This window comes from Kibdelosporangium phytohabitans, assembly GCF_001302585.1.
GTDB classification, from domain to species: Bacteria; Actinomycetota; Actinomycetes; order Mycobacteriales; family Pseudonocardiaceae; genus Kibdelosporangium; species Kibdelosporangium phytohabitans.
In genome coordinates this window covers 6,885,387-6,902,823 of sequence record NZ_CP012752.1, presented here as the reverse complement: position 1 = coordinate 6,902,823, position 17,437 = coordinate 6,885,387, and the positions used below count along the sequence as shown (strand labels likewise).

15 protein-coding genes are annotated in these 17,437 nt (G+C 68.8%); 6 read left to right on the top strand and 9 right to left on the bottom strand.

Annotation, left to right across the window (positions count from 1 at the left end; all coding sequences use genetic code 11):
• Positions 1 to 210: 210 nt before the first annotated feature.
• Genes AOZ06_RS31030 through AOZ06_RS31020 form a run of 3 tightly spaced genes read right to left on the bottom strand, consistent with a single transcriptional unit; the run spans position 211 to position 3,668 of the window.
• Positions 211 to 1,275 (bottom strand): hypothetical protein, encoded by a 1,065-nt coding sequence (locus AOZ06_RS31030; RefSeq protein ID WP_054292642.1) that lies wholly within the window; start codon positions 1,273 to 1,275, stop codon positions 211 to 213.
• 30 nt (positions 1,276 to 1,305) lie between these two features.
• Entirely contained in the window at positions 1,306 to 2,679 is a 1,374-nt protein-coding gene (locus AOZ06_RS31025) for a cytochrome P450 (RefSeq protein ID WP_054292641.1), read from the bottom strand.
• Positions 2,676 to 3,668 carry a DUF1702 family protein gene (locus AOZ06_RS31020; RefSeq protein WP_083472056.1) on the bottom strand — a complete coding sequence of 331 codons (993 nt, stop codon included), beginning with the start codon at positions 3,666 to 3,668 and terminating at the stop codon, positions 2,676 to 2,678. The genes AOZ06_RS31025 and AOZ06_RS31020 overlap by 4 nt, the downstream gene beginning before the upstream one ends.
• Before the next feature lie 193 nt (positions 3,669 to 3,861).
• Here AOZ06_RS31020 and AOZ06_RS31015 point away from each other — a divergent pair, with 193 nt between their 5' ends.
• The gene (locus tag AOZ06_RS31015) at positions 3,862 to 4,518 is read left to right on the top strand and encodes a MerR family transcriptional regulator (protein WP_225952948.1); all 657 of its coding nucleotides are present in this window, start codon (positions 3,862 to 3,864) and stop codon (positions 4,516 to 4,518) included.
• Here AOZ06_RS31015 and AOZ06_RS31010 read toward each other — a convergent pair.
• Positions 4,491 to 4,703 carry a hypothetical protein gene (locus AOZ06_RS31010; RefSeq protein ID WP_054292639.1) on the bottom strand — a complete coding sequence of 71 codons (213 nt, stop codon included), beginning with the start codon at positions 4,701 to 4,703 and terminating at the stop codon, positions 4,491 to 4,493. The two genes, AOZ06_RS31015 and AOZ06_RS31010, sit on opposite strands and share 28 nt — an antisense overlap.
• A gap of 66 nt (positions 4,704 to 4,769) precedes the next feature.
• On the opposite strand from AOZ06_RS31010, the gene AOZ06_RS31005 reads away from it, so the two are divergent.
• Positions 4,770 to 5,225, top strand: a complete 456-nt coding sequence (locus AOZ06_RS31005; RefSeq protein ID WP_054292638.1) for an NUDIX hydrolase — start codon at positions 4,770 to 4,772, stop codon at positions 5,223 to 5,225.
• 54 nt (positions 5,226 to 5,279) lie between these two features.
• Positions 5,280 to 6,182: a prolipoprotein diacylglyceryl transferase gene (gene lgt, locus AOZ06_RS31000; RefSeq protein ID WP_083472768.1), complete on the top strand. Its 903-nt coding sequence runs from the start codon at positions 5,280 to 5,282 to the stop codon at positions 6,180 to 6,182.
• A 48-nt stretch (positions 6,183 to 6,230) separates the two neighbouring features.
• Here lgt and AOZ06_RS30995 read toward each other — a convergent pair whose 3' ends face one another.
• From AOZ06_RS30995 to AOZ06_RS30985, 3 genes are all read right to left on the bottom strand, one after another.
• Positions 6,231 to 7,703: a multicopper oxidase family protein gene (locus AOZ06_RS30995; protein ID WP_054292637.1), complete on the bottom strand. Its 1,473-nt coding sequence runs from the start codon at positions 7,701 to 7,703 to the stop codon at positions 6,231 to 6,233.
• 184 nt (positions 7,704 to 7,887) lie between these two features.
• A complete protein-coding gene (locus tag AOZ06_RS30990) occupies positions 7,888 to 8,901 on the bottom strand; it encodes a class I SAM-dependent methyltransferase (RefSeq protein WP_054297037.1) in 1,014 nt (337 codons plus the stop codon).
• A gap of 51 nt (positions 8,902 to 8,952) precedes the next feature.
• On the bottom strand, positions 8,953 to 10,935 hold the full coding sequence (locus AOZ06_RS30985) for a KedN5 family methylcobalamin-dependent radical SAM C-methyltransferase (RefSeq protein WP_054292636.1): 1,983 nt from the start codon (positions 10,933 to 10,935) through the stop codon (positions 8,953 to 8,955).
• A gap of 307 nt (positions 10,936 to 11,242) precedes the next feature.
• On the opposite strand from AOZ06_RS30985, the gene AOZ06_RS30980 reads away from it, so the two are divergent.
• The 3 genes from AOZ06_RS30980 to AOZ06_RS30970 all read left to right on the top strand — a co-directional run bounded on the left by AOZ06_RS30980 (position 11,243) and on the right by AOZ06_RS30970 (position 14,488).
• Positions 11,243 to 12,781: a 4-hydroxyphenylacetate 3-hydroxylase family protein gene (locus tag AOZ06_RS30980; protein WP_054292635.1), complete on the top strand. Its 1,539-nt coding sequence runs from the start codon at positions 11,243 to 11,245 to the stop codon at positions 12,779 to 12,781.
• A gap of 133 nt (positions 12,782 to 12,914) precedes the next feature.
• Positions 12,915 to 13,244 (top strand): YciI family protein, encoded by a 330-nt coding sequence (locus tag AOZ06_RS30975; RefSeq protein ID WP_054292634.1) that lies wholly within the window; start codon positions 12,915 to 12,917, stop codon positions 13,242 to 13,244.
• On the top strand, positions 13,241 to 14,488 hold the full coding sequence (locus AOZ06_RS30970) for an RNA polymerase sigma factor (RefSeq protein WP_083472054.1): 1,248 nt from the start codon (positions 13,241 to 13,243) through the stop codon (positions 14,486 to 14,488). The genes AOZ06_RS30975 and AOZ06_RS30970 overlap by 4 nt, the downstream gene beginning before the upstream one ends.
• A gap of 31 nt (positions 14,489 to 14,519) precedes the next feature.
• Here the strand turns inward: AOZ06_RS30970 and AOZ06_RS30965 are convergent, their stop codons facing one another.
• Together AOZ06_RS30965 and AOZ06_RS30960 are read right to left on the bottom strand one after the other, a co-directional pair.
• Positions 14,520 to 16,094: an outer membrane protein assembly factor BamB family protein gene (locus AOZ06_RS30965; RefSeq protein WP_083472053.1), complete on the bottom strand. Its 1,575-nt coding sequence runs from the start codon at positions 16,092 to 16,094 to the stop codon at positions 14,520 to 14,522.
• Positions 16,084 to 17,361: a PQQ-dependent sugar dehydrogenase gene (locus AOZ06_RS30960; protein ID WP_218921803.1), complete on the bottom strand. Its 1,278-nt coding sequence runs from the start codon at positions 17,359 to 17,361 to the stop codon at positions 16,084 to 16,086. The genes AOZ06_RS30965 and AOZ06_RS30960 overlap by 11 nt, the downstream gene beginning before the upstream one ends.
• Positions 17,362 to 17,437 lie beyond the last annotated feature (76 nt).

The following is a 17,437-nucleotide window of genomic DNA, read 5'->3' as shown; positions in this document are numbered from 1 at the left end:
TTTGCGGTTGTCCCGACGCGCCCGCGCCCGGCGAATTCCACTCCACTCCCTGAAACGGGAACATTCGGTGCGGAATATGCCCGGTTCGGCGGCCCGAACTCGGCCCGCGCGTCCCGCACCGGCACGCCGCAGCCCGTGGACACGTCAGCGCGCCCTCCCATCGCCCGGGAGGGCGCGCGTGCACAGGACTTCAGGTGGCCGGCGACGAGGTCACGAACCGCTGCCGGACCGGTAGGAGGCGGCGATGGGCGCGAGCCGGTGCCGCGCGGCGGCGAGACCCGCCCACGCCGCGACCTCGACCAGCCGCCGGTCGTCCGCGTGGACGCCTCTGAAACCGTCGACGTCGGCCTGAGTCACCTGGTGTGAGGCGAATGCCGTCAGCAGGGCGATCCGGCCCGCCGGGCGCGCCTCCGGGGGCAGTACGGCCTCGGCGTCGGTCAGCCACTCGCGGGTCAGGCCCATGGGCTCGCCGTTCCAGCCCGCGAGCCGCTCGGTGACGAGCTGCCGCACGGAATCGGGCACCGACCGTTCGCCTGCCGCGTTGATGACGGCGGTCGCGCGGGCGAACGCCTCGGCGATGTGCGGGGCGCCCCCGGCCCACTCCAGGCCACCGGGATCCGGCGCCGGGCCGGGCAGCAGGTCCAGCGACGCACCGGGTTCGTGGTGCCGGGTCGCCGGGCCCCGCATGAGGACGCTGAGCAGCCGCATCATGGTGCCCCGCATGCGCGCGGGCACGTGCGACGGCAGCGGTGACTCGTCGAGGAAGACGTTCACCATCCGGTTGTAGTACTCGAAGGTCACGGCGACGCCGATCAGCTCCGGCGCCTGGTCGAGCGGCAACGGCGGCGCCTGCGGGCTTTTGCCCGTCCGCACCCAGTTGCCGATCGCGAGCAGGTCCGGATCGGGGATCTCGTCGAACCGGTGCTCGGCGATGGCGATCGCCGTGGGGTCGCGCAGCAGGCCGTTGAGCGTCGCGCCGTGCACGGCCACGCAGTACGGGCACGTGTTGTTCACCGACACGACGCTGGCCACGACCTCCTTCGCGGACCGCGACGCGCGCCAGCTCGCGACCATGGTTTCCCTCAACAGCAGCCAGCTCGCCGCCATCACCTCGGGTGCGGGGGAGTGCAGCGCCACCGGTGGCGCCAGCATCCCGAAGTTCTGCTCGACGTCCCGGTAGACCGAGCGGGCGAGCCCCTTCGACGACCAGAACTTGACCGGGGTGACGAACCGGACCGTCTCGAGGGACCGGCGCAGCGCCTTGCCGAGGATCACAGTCGTGCCTCTCCTCGTGGGATGGGGGAGTTACCTCGCGGCCTGGACGGTCACGGGCAGACCGCCGCGCAACCGCAGCGACAACATCGGCTCGGCGACGACCTTGTGGTCCGGCAGCTTCGTCAGCCGCAGGTCACGGGCCACCAGCGCGAGCACGAACGTGGCCTCCAGCAGCCCGAGGTTGTTGCCGACGCAGAACCGCGGCCCCGCGCCGAACGGGATGTAGGCGTACCGCGGCCGGTTGGTCACCTGGTCGCGGCCGAACCGCTCGGGGTCGAACCGCTCGGGATTCGGCCAGTAGCCGGGGTGCCGGTGCAGGACGTACGGGCAGATCAGCACGTCGGACCCGGCGGGCACGTGGTACCCGCCGATCTCGTCGGCCTGCCGCGCGACCCTGGTCAGGATCCACACCGGCGGGTACAGCCGGATGGCCTCCTGCAGCACCATGTTGGTGTACGTCAGCTTGTGCAGGTCCTCGTAGCGCGGCGGGCGATCGCCGAGCACCTCGACGGCCTCCTGGTGCAGCCGCTGCCACACCTCGGGGTTCTGCCCGGCGAGCACGAACGACCAGCCGAGCGTGCTCGCGGTCGTCTCGTGGCCCGCGAGCATCAGCGTGATCAGCTCGTCGCGCATGCGGCGGCGGCCGACCCGCTGGTCGGCCTCGCCCCTGGTGGACTCGATCAGCCGGGACAGCACGTCGTCGCCGTCGGTCGGGTGGGCGTCGCGGTAGCGGACCAGGTCCTCCACCGTGCCCTGCAAGTCCTTGCGCGCCTTGCGGAACCGCAGCTGCTTGGGCAGCGGAACCCACGTCGGCACCATGTTGAGCGACACCATCTCGAACATCGCCTGGTCCTGCACGGCCTCGAACGACCGGCCCATCGAGGAGTAGCGGCTCAGGTCGGCGTCCAGCAGGGTCCGGCCGAGCACGCGCAGGGTCAGTTCGGTCAGCTCGTGCAGGATGTTGACCGGCCCGTGGCCGATCGTGGCCCGCAGCCGGTCGACGAGCTTGGTCGCCTCCTGCGAGACCACCTCGGCCTGCCCGGCGAGCCGCTTGGCCTGGAACACCGGCTGGATGATCCGCCGCTGGTCGCGCCACAGCTCGCCCTCGCTGGTCAGCAGGCCGTCACCGAGGACCTTCTTGGCCTGCAGCAGGCCGATCCCCTTGGTGTAGTTGGCGGCGTTGTCGGCCAGCACGTGCTTGGCGTGGTCGGGGTGGTTGAACAGGTAGAGGGTCTTGGGGCCGATGGCGATCCTGGCGGCGTCGCCGTACTGCTCGGCGGCGGAGCTGACCAGGCTGAGCCGGTCGCGGATGAGCTGGGCCAGCAGGAAAGGCGTCTGCCTGCGCGGCGGTCCCGGCGGTGTGCGGCCGATCGCGCGGTCGACAGGCGGGTTCGTCGCCGTCATCGCTGGCCCCGCATGGACGTCATGACCGTCTCGGCGATGCGTTGCCGCCACAGCTCGAACGCGGGCACGGCGTCGCCTGCCTGCTCGGGCTCGGAGGGCTTGGTCTTCTGGCAGACGCTGTCGGCGTCCTGCGGCGTCATCCCGCACAGCACCTGGGTGGCCATCTCGGTGTGCGGCGTCACCAGATCGGACGTCACACGCGCGGACGCGGCGAACGCGCTGCCCTGCGCCAGTTGCGGACGGCAGTCGCCCGCCCGCTCGGCGAGCTCGCGCAGCTCCTCCTCGCCGGCGCCGCCCGCGTAGGTGCAGGCGAGGCCGACCCCGGCGAACAGGTCCGGCCTGCGTTCGGCGGCGAACTTGTTGATCATGTTGCTGACGAGCCCCACGTCCGTGCCGGCGACGAACCACATGGCCCGGCCGACACCCTGGTCGATGGCTCGCGCGGAGTACGCCCGCGGGCCTTCCACCGGCCAGCCGAAGTTCTCCTCCCGGTGCTGCCCGCTGACGTACTTCTCCGTCTCGAAGTACGCCTGGTGGAAGCCGTAGCCGTCGTGGACCAGCCACCGCACCAGCGGGTCGGTCACGCCGCTGGTCACCGCGGACCAGCAGAACCTCGGCACCCGGGCCAGCGCCCAGCCGACGCCGACGTAGGCCATGTAGGTGTGCGGCTTCGCCTTGCCCGCGAGGAAGTCCGTCAGGTGGTGGCGGTGTCCCAGCGGCAGGCCGTCGCGGATCCCGTACGCCATGCCCGCGCCCTCGTAGGCGAAGCCCTGCAGCGGCCGGTCGATCCGGTCGAGGTTCCGCTCGATCTCGGCGACCGAGCCCGCCTCGGCGGCGTACGCGAAACCGGTCAGGAAGGAACCGCCCGCCGATTCCAGCACCGCGCGGGATTGCGGTGATTTCTCCGGAAATCCACGGACTTCGAGGTGCGTTTCGGACATGCTCGGCGTCAGAATGGAACGCCGGAGCTTACCCAGGATGCTGGCCACTGTTCCTCCTCGTCAAACGCGGCATTCGTTCGACGTAGTCCGACCCCGGCTCGTCGTTTTCCAACGTGCCGGGTATCCGCCGCGATGTCTTCTCGGAGCGTGCTGGAGTGCGGAAACACGCGGAAGATCCGGCGGTGCGCGAAATTCGCAATCCTGAAGATGCGTCGCCGTCCGCCCGCGTGGAAGTGTCCGGTTGACCTGCAGCACCCGGCGGATCGAACGGCGGTCATGGATGCGCGTGGCGGAACTCGGCCTGCGAACCGGGGTGTCCATCCCGACGATCAAGTACTACCTGCGCGAAGGCCTGCTGCCGCCCGGCGAACGCACCAGCCCCAACCAGGCGCGCTACGGCGACGAGCACGTGCGCAGGCTGCGGATGATCAAACTGCTGACCGAGGTGGGCGGACTGTCCATTGTGGCGGTGAAGCAGGTCCTGGCCGCGGTGCCCGCGCAACGCGGCGAACCGGCGGGCCAGCCGCCGCGGGACGCGTGGCTGGCCGCCCGGGAACGCGTGGCACACCTGCTTTCGGCGCGTGCGTGGAACTCCGACCTGGACGCCCACCCGGCGCGGGCGCTGGTGGCCGCGATCGCCGCGTTGCACGAACTGGGCCGCGGCGACCTGGCCGGGATCCTGGAGCGTTACGCCGCGGTGTCCGTCGAACTGGCCGCGATCGACGCGGCCGTCGCCACCGACCCGTCGGACACCGAAGCCCAGGTTCTCACCCTCGTCCTCGGCGACGTGGTGCTCGCCGCGTTGCGCCGGGTGGTGTCCGCGTCCGGCGCCGAGCAGCTGATCGGTGTCCCGTTGGCCGGAAAGGCCCATCAGTCCACCGCGTCCACCTGCGACTGACCGGTTGGGACGTGCTCGTCGGTCCACGCGCGGTACTTCGTCACGTCCACCGCGACGGGCGGCTTCGCTCCGCATTCGACTGTGTAGTTGTCCACACATAGGCTGGCGCCGGTCGTGCCGCGCTGACAGCCCTGTTCCACCGCCACGACGTCGGTCCACGCCAGGCAGGGGCGTGTGGTGTACACGGAGTGTGGCGTCCCGGAAGCGGAGATCGTCCGTGACCTGGTGGAAAACTCGAGGAGAGGACCGCGATGAACCAAACACCCGCCGGAGAGGGCGAACGTCATCGCAGCGTCGTCGATGTGCACCTGGTTCTGGTGCGGGGCGGGTGTGTGCTGCTGGGCAGGCGGGCGGGCACCGGTTTCGCGGACGGGTTGTTGCACCTGGTCTCCGGGCACCTGGAGTCCGGCGAGGACGTCGTCGCCGCGACGATGCGGGAGGCCGAGGAGGAAATCGGGGTACTGGTGGCGCGCGAGGACCTCGAGTGCGTCCACGTGATGCACCACCGCCACGGCCAGGACGCGCGAGTCGGGTTCTTCTTCCGCGCGACCCGGTGGTCAGGGCAACCGGTCAACCGGGAGCCCGGGAAGTGCTCGGAACTGGTGTGGTGCCCGATCGACGATCTGCCCGCGGACGTCGTCGCGTACCCGGCCGACGCGATTCGGCGGATCGGGAAAGGCGAGCCGTTCAGCCTGCACGGGTGGTGAGAGCCTCCGCCGTTTCCCGGGAATCGGGCCACGGTCTGCGCTAGCGTGTGGCCGATGATGGCGCCGACCGCATTCCTGACGACGTTTCCCAGTCCACCGCGCGGGGTGTGGGACATCGGGCCGATCCCGGTCCGCGCCTACGCGCTGCTCGTCATCGCGGGCATCGTCGTCGCCATCTGGTGGGGCGACAAGCGTCTGAGGGCCAGGGGCGGCGCTGCTGGGACCGTGGCCGACGTGGCGGTGTGGGCTGTGCCGTTCGGTGTGGCCGGTGGCCGGATCTACCACGTGATCACCGACTACCACCTGTACTTCGGTGCGGGCAAGGACCCGGTCCGTGCCCTGTACATCTGGGAGGGCGGCCTCGGTATCTGGGGCGCCATCGCCCTCGGCGCGGTCGGCGCGTGGCTGGGCTGCCGGCGCAAAGGCCTGCCGCTGCCGGTGTTCGCCGATGCCGTCGCGCCCGGCATCGCCGTCGCGCACGCGATCGCGCGGATCGGCAACTACTTCAACCAGGAGTTGTACGGCCCGCACACCACGCTCCCGTGGGGCCTGGAGATCTTCCAGCGCGTGAACGCCGCCGGACAGCCCGATCAGCTCAACGGCACCTCCAACGGCATCCCGTTGCCGGAAAGCCCTGTGCACCCGACGTTCCTCTACGAGCTGTTGTGGCTGCTCGGTGTCGCGGCGCTCGTCGTCTTCCTCGACCGCAAGCTGCGTCTGGGCCACGGCCGCGCGTTCGCGCTGTACGCCGCCGCGTACACCTTGGGTCGTACGTGGATCGAGCTGATGCGCACCGACCCGGCGACGCTGGTGTTCGGCGTCCGGGTGAACGTGTGGGTCTCGATCCTGGTGTTCCTCGGCGCCTTCGCCTACTTCGTCCTGGCCCGCGGCAAGGGGCCGCGTGAAGTCCTCGACGCACCGGACACCGCCGACGAGGAGCACGAGGTCAAGCACTGAACCAGCGGGTTGGGCCGCCGTCGCGCGATGGCGGCCCAACCCGTTCGGTTACGGCGTGATCTCCATCTGCGCCATCATGCCGATGGAGGAGTGCTCCAGGAAGTGGCAGTGGTACACGTACCTGCCCGTGAAGTCACCGTCGAACGTCGCCTGGATGCGGACGGGCTCGTTCGCGGGCATCATGATCGTGTCCTTGCGGCCGCGGTCGTCGGGCTCCGGCGGCCGTCCCGCGCGGCTGAGCACCCGGAACTGGATCAGGTGCATGTGGAAGTTGTGCGCCCAGCCCTGTGCGCTGTCGCCGTTGATGATGTTCCAGATCTCCGTCGTGCCGCGCTTGATCGTGAAGTCGACCCGGTTCGGGTCGAAGATCTTGCCGTTGATCACGCCGTCGGGGATCTCGCCGTTGAACACCGTCGCCATGTCCACGGTCCGCTCGAACGTCGGCGTCGCCAGGCCGGGGAGCGCCCGCAGCGTGTCGGGCACGCGGCTGTCGTCGAAGGCCTTGCTGGTCACGTCGAAGCGCAGCACGGGCCGTTGCACGTCGCCGAGCACCAGCTTGGTGCCGACCGGGAACTTGCTGAAGTCGATCACCACCTCGATCCGCTCACCCGAGCTGAGCCGGAACTCCTTGCGCGGCACGGGAACAGGCAGCAGACCGCCGTCGGAGGCGATCTGGATCATGTCCACGCCACCGAGGTTGAGGATGTAGTTGCGCTCGGTGGCGCTGTTGAGGAAGCGGAAGCGGTACTTGCGCGCCGCCACCGGGAAGTACGGTTGCGGCCTGCCGTTGGCCAGGTCGATGTTGCGGAACGGCGGCGGGCTGAGGAAGTCCAGCTTGCCCGCCTCGTCGAACAGCGCGTCCCGCAGCATGATCGGCACGTCGTACTTGCCGCTGGGCAGCCTGAGGTGGGCTTCCGCCGGGTCGTCGATGATGTAGAAGCCGTGCTGCCCGCGGTAGACGTGCTCGGCCTCGGTGTGGTGGCTGTGCGCGTGGTACCAGAGGGTCGCGCCCTGCTGGCGGTTGGGGTACGAATAGGTGCGGTAGCCGTTGGGCGCGATGGTGTCCATCGGGTGGCCGTCACTCGAAGGAGCGACGTGTCCGCCGTGCAGGTGGACGTTCGCGTGTTCGGCCAGCTGGTTGGTGAACGTGACCGACACGGGCCTGCCCGTGCGCGCCCGGATGGTCGGTCCGACGAAATCACCGTTGTAGGTCAGCACCGGGGTCTGCACGCCCGGCAGGATCTCGGAGTTCGCCTGCTTGATCGCCACCCGGTAGAAGTCGATGTCCGGGTCGCCCTTGAACGGCTGCAGCACCTTCGGGACGGGCATCTGCACGCTGAACTCGGGTACGCCCGCGTGCGGGCGTATCGATCCGGCTTGCCGCACGTGATGGCGATGTATGCCGTGGATGCCGGCCGGTTGCTCGCCGGCGGTCGCGGTCCGGCGAACGCCTTCCGGCACGATCAGGGCGCCGCCAGCGGCAATCCCGCCGAATGCCAGCAGCTTTCGTCTGTTCAGCATGTGCTCTCCATCGGTACGACGACACATGGGATGTCCGCCGGGCAAGATTTCCACCCGATCGTGTGCGAGGTCTTGTTCGATCGTGCGCAATCCAGCCCGGTTTGGGGGTACCGCTGCCGGGGTCGTGCCGGACAAGACTCGGGGTGGAATGCTACTTACGCACCGTAGCCGGTCCAACTGGCCCCTATGCCCGCTCGAGTTCGAAGATCACCTCGCCGACCGCGATGCCGATCCGGTGCTGCTCACGCAGCCGCCAGCCGCCTTCGGCGAACACCGACTCCCAGTCGGCGATCGTCGGGATGAAGGTGCCCATCAGGTCGTGCGCGAGTTCGAAGCCCAGCGCGAACACCGGCAGGTCCTTGTCGGCGACACCGGTCGACCTGGTGGCGTCGCCGAGCAGGAACGTGTTCGCCGACGGGAACAACGCGGCCACCCGCCGCAAAGTCGCCACGCAGCGCTGCCGCGGCCAGAAGTCGTGGCCCATCATGAAGCACGTCAACAGCTCGACCTCGGCGAACTCCGGCCTCGCCGCCATGGTGAGCACGTCGTCGGCGATCAGCGTGACCTTCTCGGTCAGGCCCGCCTTCGCGGTCGCGTCCGCCGCGACCGCCAGCGCCGGTTCGGCGACGTCGATGCCCAGCGCCCGCGCGGCGGGGAACCGGTCGAGCAGTTGCAGGATCCGCGTCCCGCTGCCGCAGCCGAGGTCGGCCACCACAGCGGGCGACGACGCCAGGCCGTCGATCGCGTCCCAGAACCACGGGTCGTAGGTCAGCTCGCTGATCTCCTTGCACGCGTACGCGATCGCCGCCGCGTCCCGCTGGTAGAACTCGCCCGTGCGGTTGGCGGTGCGCGCCACGTCGGGCATCCGGCGGAACAGTTCCGCGCTTCCCCTGGTCAGCCAGTGGAAGAACGAGCGGTTGCGGTAGGCGTCGGCGAAGTTGCCGCCGGGCATGACCTTCGTGTCGATGCGCTCGACGATGTCGACGGCCGCCAGTGCGCGGGCCAGGCCGAGCGTGGACTGCGGGTCGAGGCCGTGCTCCGCGGCGAACTGGGGCAGTTCGAGCGTACCGTTGGCCTGTAGGGCGTCCAGGATGCCGAGCTCCCACGCGGCACCGATGGCCGACGCCGCGACCGCCGAGTTGAAGATGTACGCCACCGGGTCGACCGTGTCAGCGGTGGCATTCAAGGCGTCATTCATGGACGTGTTCACCTGCATCTCGTAGTGGTCGTGTGCTGGCAAGACGGGCTGTCAGCAGGAGCCCTTGTCCCCAGTCAGGCTCATCACCGTCGCGTCGACTGTCTGCGCGGCGGCGTTGGCCATCACCTGCTCGGTGGTCATCCCCATGAAGTGCACGATGGTCTCGTGGTTGGTCGACGCCACCGCGCTCTCGCACCCGATCTTGTAGTACAGGTCGACTTCGGTGACCTTCGGCGACAGGTCGGGCGTCTCCTCGGCGCGCAGGGCGGCCATGATGGACGGGATGTCGTACGCCAGCCGCACGGCGGTGCGCCGGTAGTACTCCTCGCCGCGCACAGTCACGAAGTCGATCCCGGTGGTGTCGGGGTGTTCGGCACCGGGCGGGGCGGCGATCGGCTGCGTCAGCAGGTCGTACGCGAACAGCTCGTCGAGCACCGCCAGCTTGTCCTCGGGGATCAGCGGCCGGATCTGCTCGGCCCACCAGCGCTTCATCATCCGTTTGACGTCCGGCTCGCGGTAGAGGTAGCTCACCGCCGAACCGACGTCGCCGGTACCGACGACGACGCTCTCCAGCGTGGTGCGCAACGGTTCCGCCGCGGGGTCGTCGGTGCCGCGGACCCACTCGTCCAGGCTGAGCAGGACCTGGGTCTGGCGCACACCGGCCAGCTCGCGCAGGCCGACCCACGCGTGCCGCAGCACGGCCATCTCCGCGATCACCCGCGCCCAGAACAGGAATCGCTGCATGTCCTGGTTCTGCGCGAAGGAGACCTGGCGGTTCTTGAGCACGTACTCGAAGTCGTCGTTGTCGCCGCGAACCGAGATGATGCCGTGCACGTCGCGGTTGTCGCCGTAGTCGGTGTTGGGCAGCAACAACATCGGGTAGCAGGCGATGCGGGACACGCGCCGCGCCAGCTTGTCGTAGCCGGCCATGAAGGACTCGACGGTCTCGCCGGGCGCGCCCCAGATCAGTTCGGCGTAGCAGTCAAGGCCTTCGCGGTCCAGCCATTCCGACAGGTCCTCCCACTCGTTGACCTTCATGTTCTTGCGGTTCATCAGGGTCAGCGTGGTGTCGTCCAGTGTCTGCAGCGCGAGCGTGAAGGAACTGCGCATGCCCGCGTCGCGCATCTTCTTGACGATGGCGTAGAACGTCTTCGACTTGTTCTTGGCCCACGAGGTCTCCAGCGCGCGCGGGAAGCCGTACTGGTCGCGGACCTCGATCAGGTCGTCGACGAACTTCAGGTCGTCGGGCAGCAGGCCGAAGTTGGCGTCGCACACCACGATCGTGTGCACGCGCATCTTGGCGAAGAACTCCAGTTCCGAACGCAGCCGTTCGCGGGAGAACGCGCGGACCTTCTGGCCGACGGCGCCACCCCAGTAGCAGAACGAGCACTTGTACGGGCAGCCGCGGTTGGTCTCCATCAGCGCGACGTCGTAGCGGAAGCGGCCGTGCTCGTCGGTCATCTCGATCGCGTTGGTCAGGAACGGCGACGGGATCTCGTCGAGGTTGGCCATCCGGTCGCGGTCCGGCGTGTTCAGCACCTTGCCGTCTTCGTCCACATAGGAGATACCCGTGATGCCGGCGAGCCGCTCGTTCGTGACGCCCCGCATCCGGGCGCGCAGCAGATCCCGGAAGATCATCTCGCCTTCGCCGTTGACCACGATGTCCACGCACGGGAACATCCGGAACACGCGGTCGGCCTGGTTGGCGACGTGGGTCCCGCCGAAGATGACCCAGCCGTGCGGGTTGAGCTGCTTGTAGGTCTCGGCGAGCGACCCGAAGGCGCGGTAGCTCCACCCGAACACCGAGAACGCGAGGACATCCGGCACGCGCTCGCTGAACAGCTGGTACGCCATGGAGGAAAGGGTTATCCCGCCGCGGAAGTTGCGGATCTGGATGTCGCACGCCTTGGCGATCTCGTCGTCTGCGAGGGCGACGGCCTTGAGGTACCCGGACGCGAGCGGCATCGATTCCAGTGGCATGTCCCAGATGCCCTGCTGCACGATGTCGACGACGAGCTTGCCGCTTTCGGTCATTGTCTTGCCCTCTTTCGGATTGCCGCGCGCCTTGGGCGATGGTCGGCGTGCGATCAGCTACGCCAAAGCATCACACCGGCCGTTCGTGCCCGGCATCTCTCCGATTGCGGTTCATACGTTTTCTGTACCTGTCCGTATCGCAGGCGTTGCGCGGCGGGCTGACCACGGCCTTCGCGGTGGCGCAACTCCGTGCGTGCGGTATTGCCCGCACCGAGGAAGATGCCTTCCGCGGCCGTGCGGTGTGATGATTCCCCTGTCGATTCGGGCAGGTCTTGCTGTCGTCGTGCGAAAGAGGGGACGTCGTCTGATGGGCGATCGGCCGTTCACCGGTGATGAGTACATCGAAAGCATTCGGGACAGCAGGGAGATCTTCCTCTACGGCGAACGCGTGCAGGACGTGACCGCGCATCCGGCCTTCCACAACGCCATCCGGATGACCGCGCGGCTCTACGACGCGTTGCACGACCCGGGGCAACGGCCGGTGCTGACCACGGCCACCGACACCGGCAGCGGCGGCTACACCCACCGGTTCTTCACCACCCCGCGCAGCGCCGAGGACCTGGTCGCCGACCAGCAGGCGATCGCGGCGTGGGCGCGGCTCAGCTACGGCTGGATGGGCCGCAGCCCCGACTACAAGGCCTCGTTCCTCGGCACACTGGGCGCGAACGCCGACTTCTACGCGCCTTTCGCCGACAACGCGCGACGGTGGTACCGCGAGTCGCAGGAGAAGGTGCTGTACTGGAACCACGCGATCGTGCACCCGCCCGTCGACCGCAACCTGCCACCGGACCAGGTCGCCGACGTGTTCGTCCACGTGGAACGCGAGACCGACGCCGGTGTCGTGGTCAGCGGCGCGAAGGTGGTGGCCACCGGATCGGTGCTGACGCACTACAACTTCGTCGCGCACTACGGCCTGCCGATCAAGGACAAGAAGTTCGCGCTCGTGGCGACCGTGCCGATGGACGCGCCGGGGATGAAGCTGATCTGCCGTCCGTCCTACGCGGCCAGTGCGGCGGTGATGGGCAGCCCGTTCGACTACCCGCTGTCCTCGCGGCTCGACGAGAACGACACGATCCTGATCCTCGACAAGGTCCTCATCCCGTGGGAGAACGTGTTCATCTACGGCGACGTGGCCAAGGTGCAGGCGTTCAGCGGGCAGTCCGGGTTCGTCGAGCGGTTCACGTTCCACGGCTGCACGCGCCTGGCGGTCAAGCTGGAGTTCATCGCGGGACTGCTCGCCAAGGCGCTGGAACTGACCGGTACCAAGGACTTCCGCGGTGTGCAGACGCGGCTCGGCGAAGTCCTGGCGTGGCGCAACCTGTTCTGGGCGTTGTCCGACGCGGCCGCGCGCAATCCCGTGCCGTGGCGTGACGGCGCGGTGCTGCCGAACCCGCAGTACGGCATGGCGTACCGGTGGTTCATGCAGATCGGGTACCCGCGGGTGCGCGAGGTCGTGATGCAGGACGTCGCCAGTGGACTGATCTATCTCAACTCGGGTGTTCAGGACTTCAAGAATCCCGAGATACGGCCCTATCTGGACAAGTACATGCGCGGGTCGAACGGTGCCGACTCGGTGGAGCGCGCCAAGGTGATGAAGCTGTTGTGGGACGCGGTCGGCACCGAGTTCGGTGGCAGGCACGAGCTCTACGAGCGCAACTACGCGGGCAACCACGAGAACACCAGGGTCGAACTGCTGGCCATGCAGGAGGCAGGCGGCCAGCTGGACGACTACAAGGCGTTCGTCGACCAGTGCCTCGCCGAGTACGACCTGGACGGCTGGACCGTGCCGGACTTGTCGGCATTCGACGATCTCCGGCGGCAGCGGGACCGGATGATCAACGACTGAACGCATTCGGGTGGGAATGCCGCCCTGAGTGGTGCGCTATTTCGGTCCTGTGGGAGACTGGCCACCCCAGCCAGTTGACCCATTCGCGCATGTCCCACGGACTGAGCCCTAGGACAAAGGCAGGATCGCCCGGATGCCGCAATACGCTTTTCTGATCTACGAGAAGGAAATCCCGGTCGAGGACATTCCGCCGGAGGTCATGGAGGCCAACCTCGCCGCGCCGGAGAAGATCGAGGCGATGGGCGCGCGCATCGTCTCGGAGTACCCGATGCAGCCGGGGAGCACCGCGACCACCCTGCAGAAGGGCGGCGCGATCACCGACGGCCCGTTCATCGAGGGCAAGGAGACCGTCGCCGGGGTCTTCGTCGTCGAGTGCCGTGATCTGGACCAGGCCATCGCGATCGGCAAACTGCTGCCCATCATGGATGGCGGGATCGAGATCCGGCCGCTGCACGAGATGTGACCGTACACCCGGTTGTCGTCCAGCGCGCCGTAGCCGACGCGCATCGGCGTGAGTGGGCCACTGTGCTCGCCGCGACGGTGCGTGTCGCGGGCGACCTGGACTTGGCTGAAGAGTGCGTGCAGGACGCCTACGTCTCGGCGCTCAACGCGTGGACGTCGGGTGGCATCCCGGCGAACCCGGGGGCGTGGCTGGTCACCACCGCGCGCCACAACGCCTTGGACGCGCTGCGCCGTGCGCAGGTCTTCCGGACCAAGATGCCGCTGCTGGCCGAGGACGACGTCGACGAGGTCAGCTTCACCGGCGGCTCGGTCGTCCGCGACGACACGCTGCGGCTGGTCTTCATGTGCTGCCACCCCGCGCTGAGCACGGACGCGCGCATCGCGCTCACGCTGCGCCTGGTGTGCGGTGTGGCGACGCCGGACATCGCGCGTGCCTTCCTGGTGCCGGAGGCCACCATGGCCGCCCGGATCACCAGGGCGAAGAAGAAGATCGTCGCGGCGAGCATCTCGTTCCGCGTGCCGGAGGCCAACGAGCTGCCGGACCGCCTCGACGCCGTGCTGACCGTGATCCACCTGCTGTTCACCACGGGCCACACCGCACCATCGGGTGACACGCTGACCCGGGGTGACCTGGCCGAGCGCGCGGTGGACCTCGGCCGGATGCTGCACGGGCTGATGCCCGGCGAACGCGAGGTCCGCGGCCTGCTGGCGTTGCTGCTGTTGAACCACGCCCGCCGCGCCACCCGGACGGACGGCGAAGGGCGGCTGCTGCTGCTGGAGGACCAGGACCGGTCGAAGTGGGACCGGGCAGCCATCGCCGAGGGGCACCGGCTCGTGGTGGCCGCGCTGCGCGGCGGCAGCCCCGGCCGGTTCTCGCTGCAGGCGGCGATCGCGGCGGTGCACGCCACGGCGCCGTCCTACGACGGCACGGACTGGACCGAGATCCTGGTCCTGTACGACGAACTGCTCAACGTCTGGCCGTCGCCGGTGGTCGCGCTGAACCGGACGGTCGCGGTGGCCATGGTCCACGGCCCCGGTGCCGCACTGCGGGAAGTCGAGAAGCTCGAACGGGACAAGATGCTGACCGGCTACCGCTACACGGCGGCGATCAAAGCCGACTTCCTGCGCAGGCTCGGCCGGCTCGACGAGGCCGCGGCGGCCTATCGGCACGCCATGGAACTGGCCGACAACGAGGCCGAACGGGCATTCCTGGCAATGCGGATCAAGGAGTCCGCGGCCGGGTGAGCGGCGCGGACCCCTCGATTCCACGACGTCGTCACCAGCACTTCGACGGGGAAATCCCGGTCTTGCCCCAGTCGATCCGGTAGGCGACGATCTCGGCCTTCTCCTGTGCGTTCTGCGGCCAGCCGCTGGCGGCGAGCAGGGTGTCGCCGCTGATGGCCACCGGTGAGTTCGACGTGCCCGGCAGCCGCACCCGCCACGCGAGCTTGCCGGTGCGGGTGTTCACCGCGTGCACGTCCCCGTCGAACGTGGTCGTGAAGACCAGGTCGTTGGTCAGCGATGTCCCGCCGTAGGGGGAGGAGCCGACCGGGTAGGTCCACTTGACCCGTCCGCTGGCCAGGTCCAGTGCGACGACCTCACCCGAACCCGACGTCAGCGGCGGGATGTCGGGAACGTTCTGGTTCGCCCACGTCGCGGGCATGTTGTTCACGGCGACGTACGTGGCCGAACGGTCGACCGCGCCCGGCGCGGCGACGCCACCGAGCACACCGGGGTAGACCGTGACGGGCAGTTTGGGCAGTTGGTCCAGTTTGCCCGCCATCGCCAGCAGGTTGTCGTTGTCGTGTCCATTGTGGATACCGACCGGCGTCTTCCACAGCAGCTTGCCGGTCCGGCGGTCCAGCATGTACACGTAACCCGTCTTGCCCGACGTGATCACGACGTCCCGCCCGCGCACAGTGGCGAGAGTGGGCGAGTTCTGCAGGTCCCAGTCGTAGACGCCGTGCGGCGCGAGCTGGTTGTGCCAGACGACCCGGCCCGTGCGCGAGTCCAGCTTCACCACCGAGTTGGAGTACAGGTTCGAGCCGGGACGGCTGGAGCCCCACGGGAACTCGTCGGTGCCGAGGAACGGGTTCGGGTTGGCCACGGCGACGTACAGGTCACCGCGCTCGTCGAAGGTCGGCGGATACCACAACCCGCCGCCGGAGTTGAGGTCCGGACGGCCCCACAGGCCTTCGGGGACGGTGTTCCACTTCCACTTCGTCCGTCCGGTCCGCACGTCGATCGCCCACAGCACGCCGACCGCGCCCGCCGCGGTGCCGCCGTGCAGGAAGCTGGGGATGGTCGAGATGTAGACGGTTCCTTTGTGGACGCCAGGGGCCATGTCGATGCCCTCGCTGGCGTTGCGGACGATCTTGTGCCGCCAGATCTCCCGCCCGGTGCGCGCGTCCAGCCCGAACACGTCGGTCAGGGTCGCGCCGAGGACCACGCCGTCGGCCACCGCGACACCGTTGGGCCCGTTGGTCCACGACTGGTACATCTTCGTCCACAGTTGACGCCCGGTGCGCAGGTCGATCGCGTAGACGTTGGAGTCGAGGTCCTGGGTGTAGACCACGCCGTTGGCCACAACCGGTGTCGTGGCGTACCCGCCCGGCCATCGGTCCGTCGGCGCCTTGATCGGCACTGTCCACGCCGTCCGTAAGTGGCGCACGGTGGCCGAGTTGATCGGACCGGGGACCGCGCGGGTCCCGGCGTGGTCCGCGTTGGGCTGTGACCACGCCGAGCGCCAGCCGCAACCCAGCGCGTCCTGGGTCTCGGCGCTCGCCGACGCCGTGACCATCGTGGTGGCCAGTACAGTCACGGCAAGGGCCGTGACGGCTTTAACCTTCATCGTTGTCGCCTTCCCAGTTGTCCCAACGCCACAAGCACCCGGTTCCGGCCTTGGCCCGGACACCGTCGTCCGACATCTCGAACCGGCCGAAGTCGATCACGTAGAGCGCCCCGTCGGCCGGTCCGAAGGCGACGTCGATGGGACGGTGCAACTTGGGGCCGCCGCGCAGCGGCCGCGTGGACCAGCCGACGGGGTCGACGACCGCGAGGCCGCGGCCGACCTCGGGGTGCCCCGGCGGCGCGGTCATCGGTGTCTCGTCGCCGAACAGCGCGACCACAAGGTGTCCCGACGCCGCCGCGGCGAACTTCGTGGCGGACACGTGCGGCTCGAACTCCACGAGCGCGGTCTCCGGCTCGGGCAGCGCCGCGTGGCCGGCCAACACGAACCGCGGTTGCGGGCCGCGTCGCGGAGCGAACCGCGGATCGGTGACCGGGACGCCGGAGACGTAGTCCGGCCAGCCGTACCAACGGCCCTGCCGCACCTCGAAAAGCAGGTCGGGCGCGTTGCCGATCGGCCTGCTGCCCCGGTCGTCGGCGCCCTGGTCGAGCGCGAGCAGACGGCCGTCCGGCAGGAAACCCAGCCCGAACGCGTTGCGGATGCCCCAGGCGACCAGTTCGAGGTTCGACCCGTCCGGATCACACCGCAACACCGCCGCCGTACACGGCACTTCCGCGGCAATCCGTTGACCCGAGTGTGTTGTCGTTCCGAACGGGACGAAGCTGCCGGTGTCGACCGTCGCGTTTTCCTTGTCGCTGAACGGATCGGCCGTGGTCACGTTCAAACCGGACAGCGTGATGTCGATACCCGGTATGTCGTGGGCGTGCGGGAGGCGCTTCAACCAGCCGAGTTCGTACGCGTCGAGGCCGATCACGCCCAGATTGGACATGGCACCCTGGCTGAAGTAGAGCTTCCCGTCGGGGCCGGCCACGGCCATGTTCGTGTGGTAGTTCCCCGGGCCTGGCATGCCTTCGACGATCGTGGTCCGCGAGCCGTCGGCGTCGACCCGGGTGATCCGCCCGGCGCCGCCCTCGGAGACGAACAGGGCACCGTCGTGCCAGCACAGCCCGGTGACCGGCGCGGCGAGGCCGTCGACGAGGACGACGGAGTCCATGTCCTGGTCCGGGTGGTCCAGTCGCCGGATCCGTCCGCCGGGCGCGGCGCCGCCGAACGGCAGGCCGGACTCCGCCACGTACGCCCGGCCGCCGGGGTCGAACACGAGACTGGTGGGGAAGTCCAGGCCATTCATGACGACAACGGGTTCTGACACGCCAGCCTCCCAGGATTGTTACCAGCGAACATAATCTTGGTCGCATGTGGAGTGCTTCTCGCTGCATGCGGCAGAT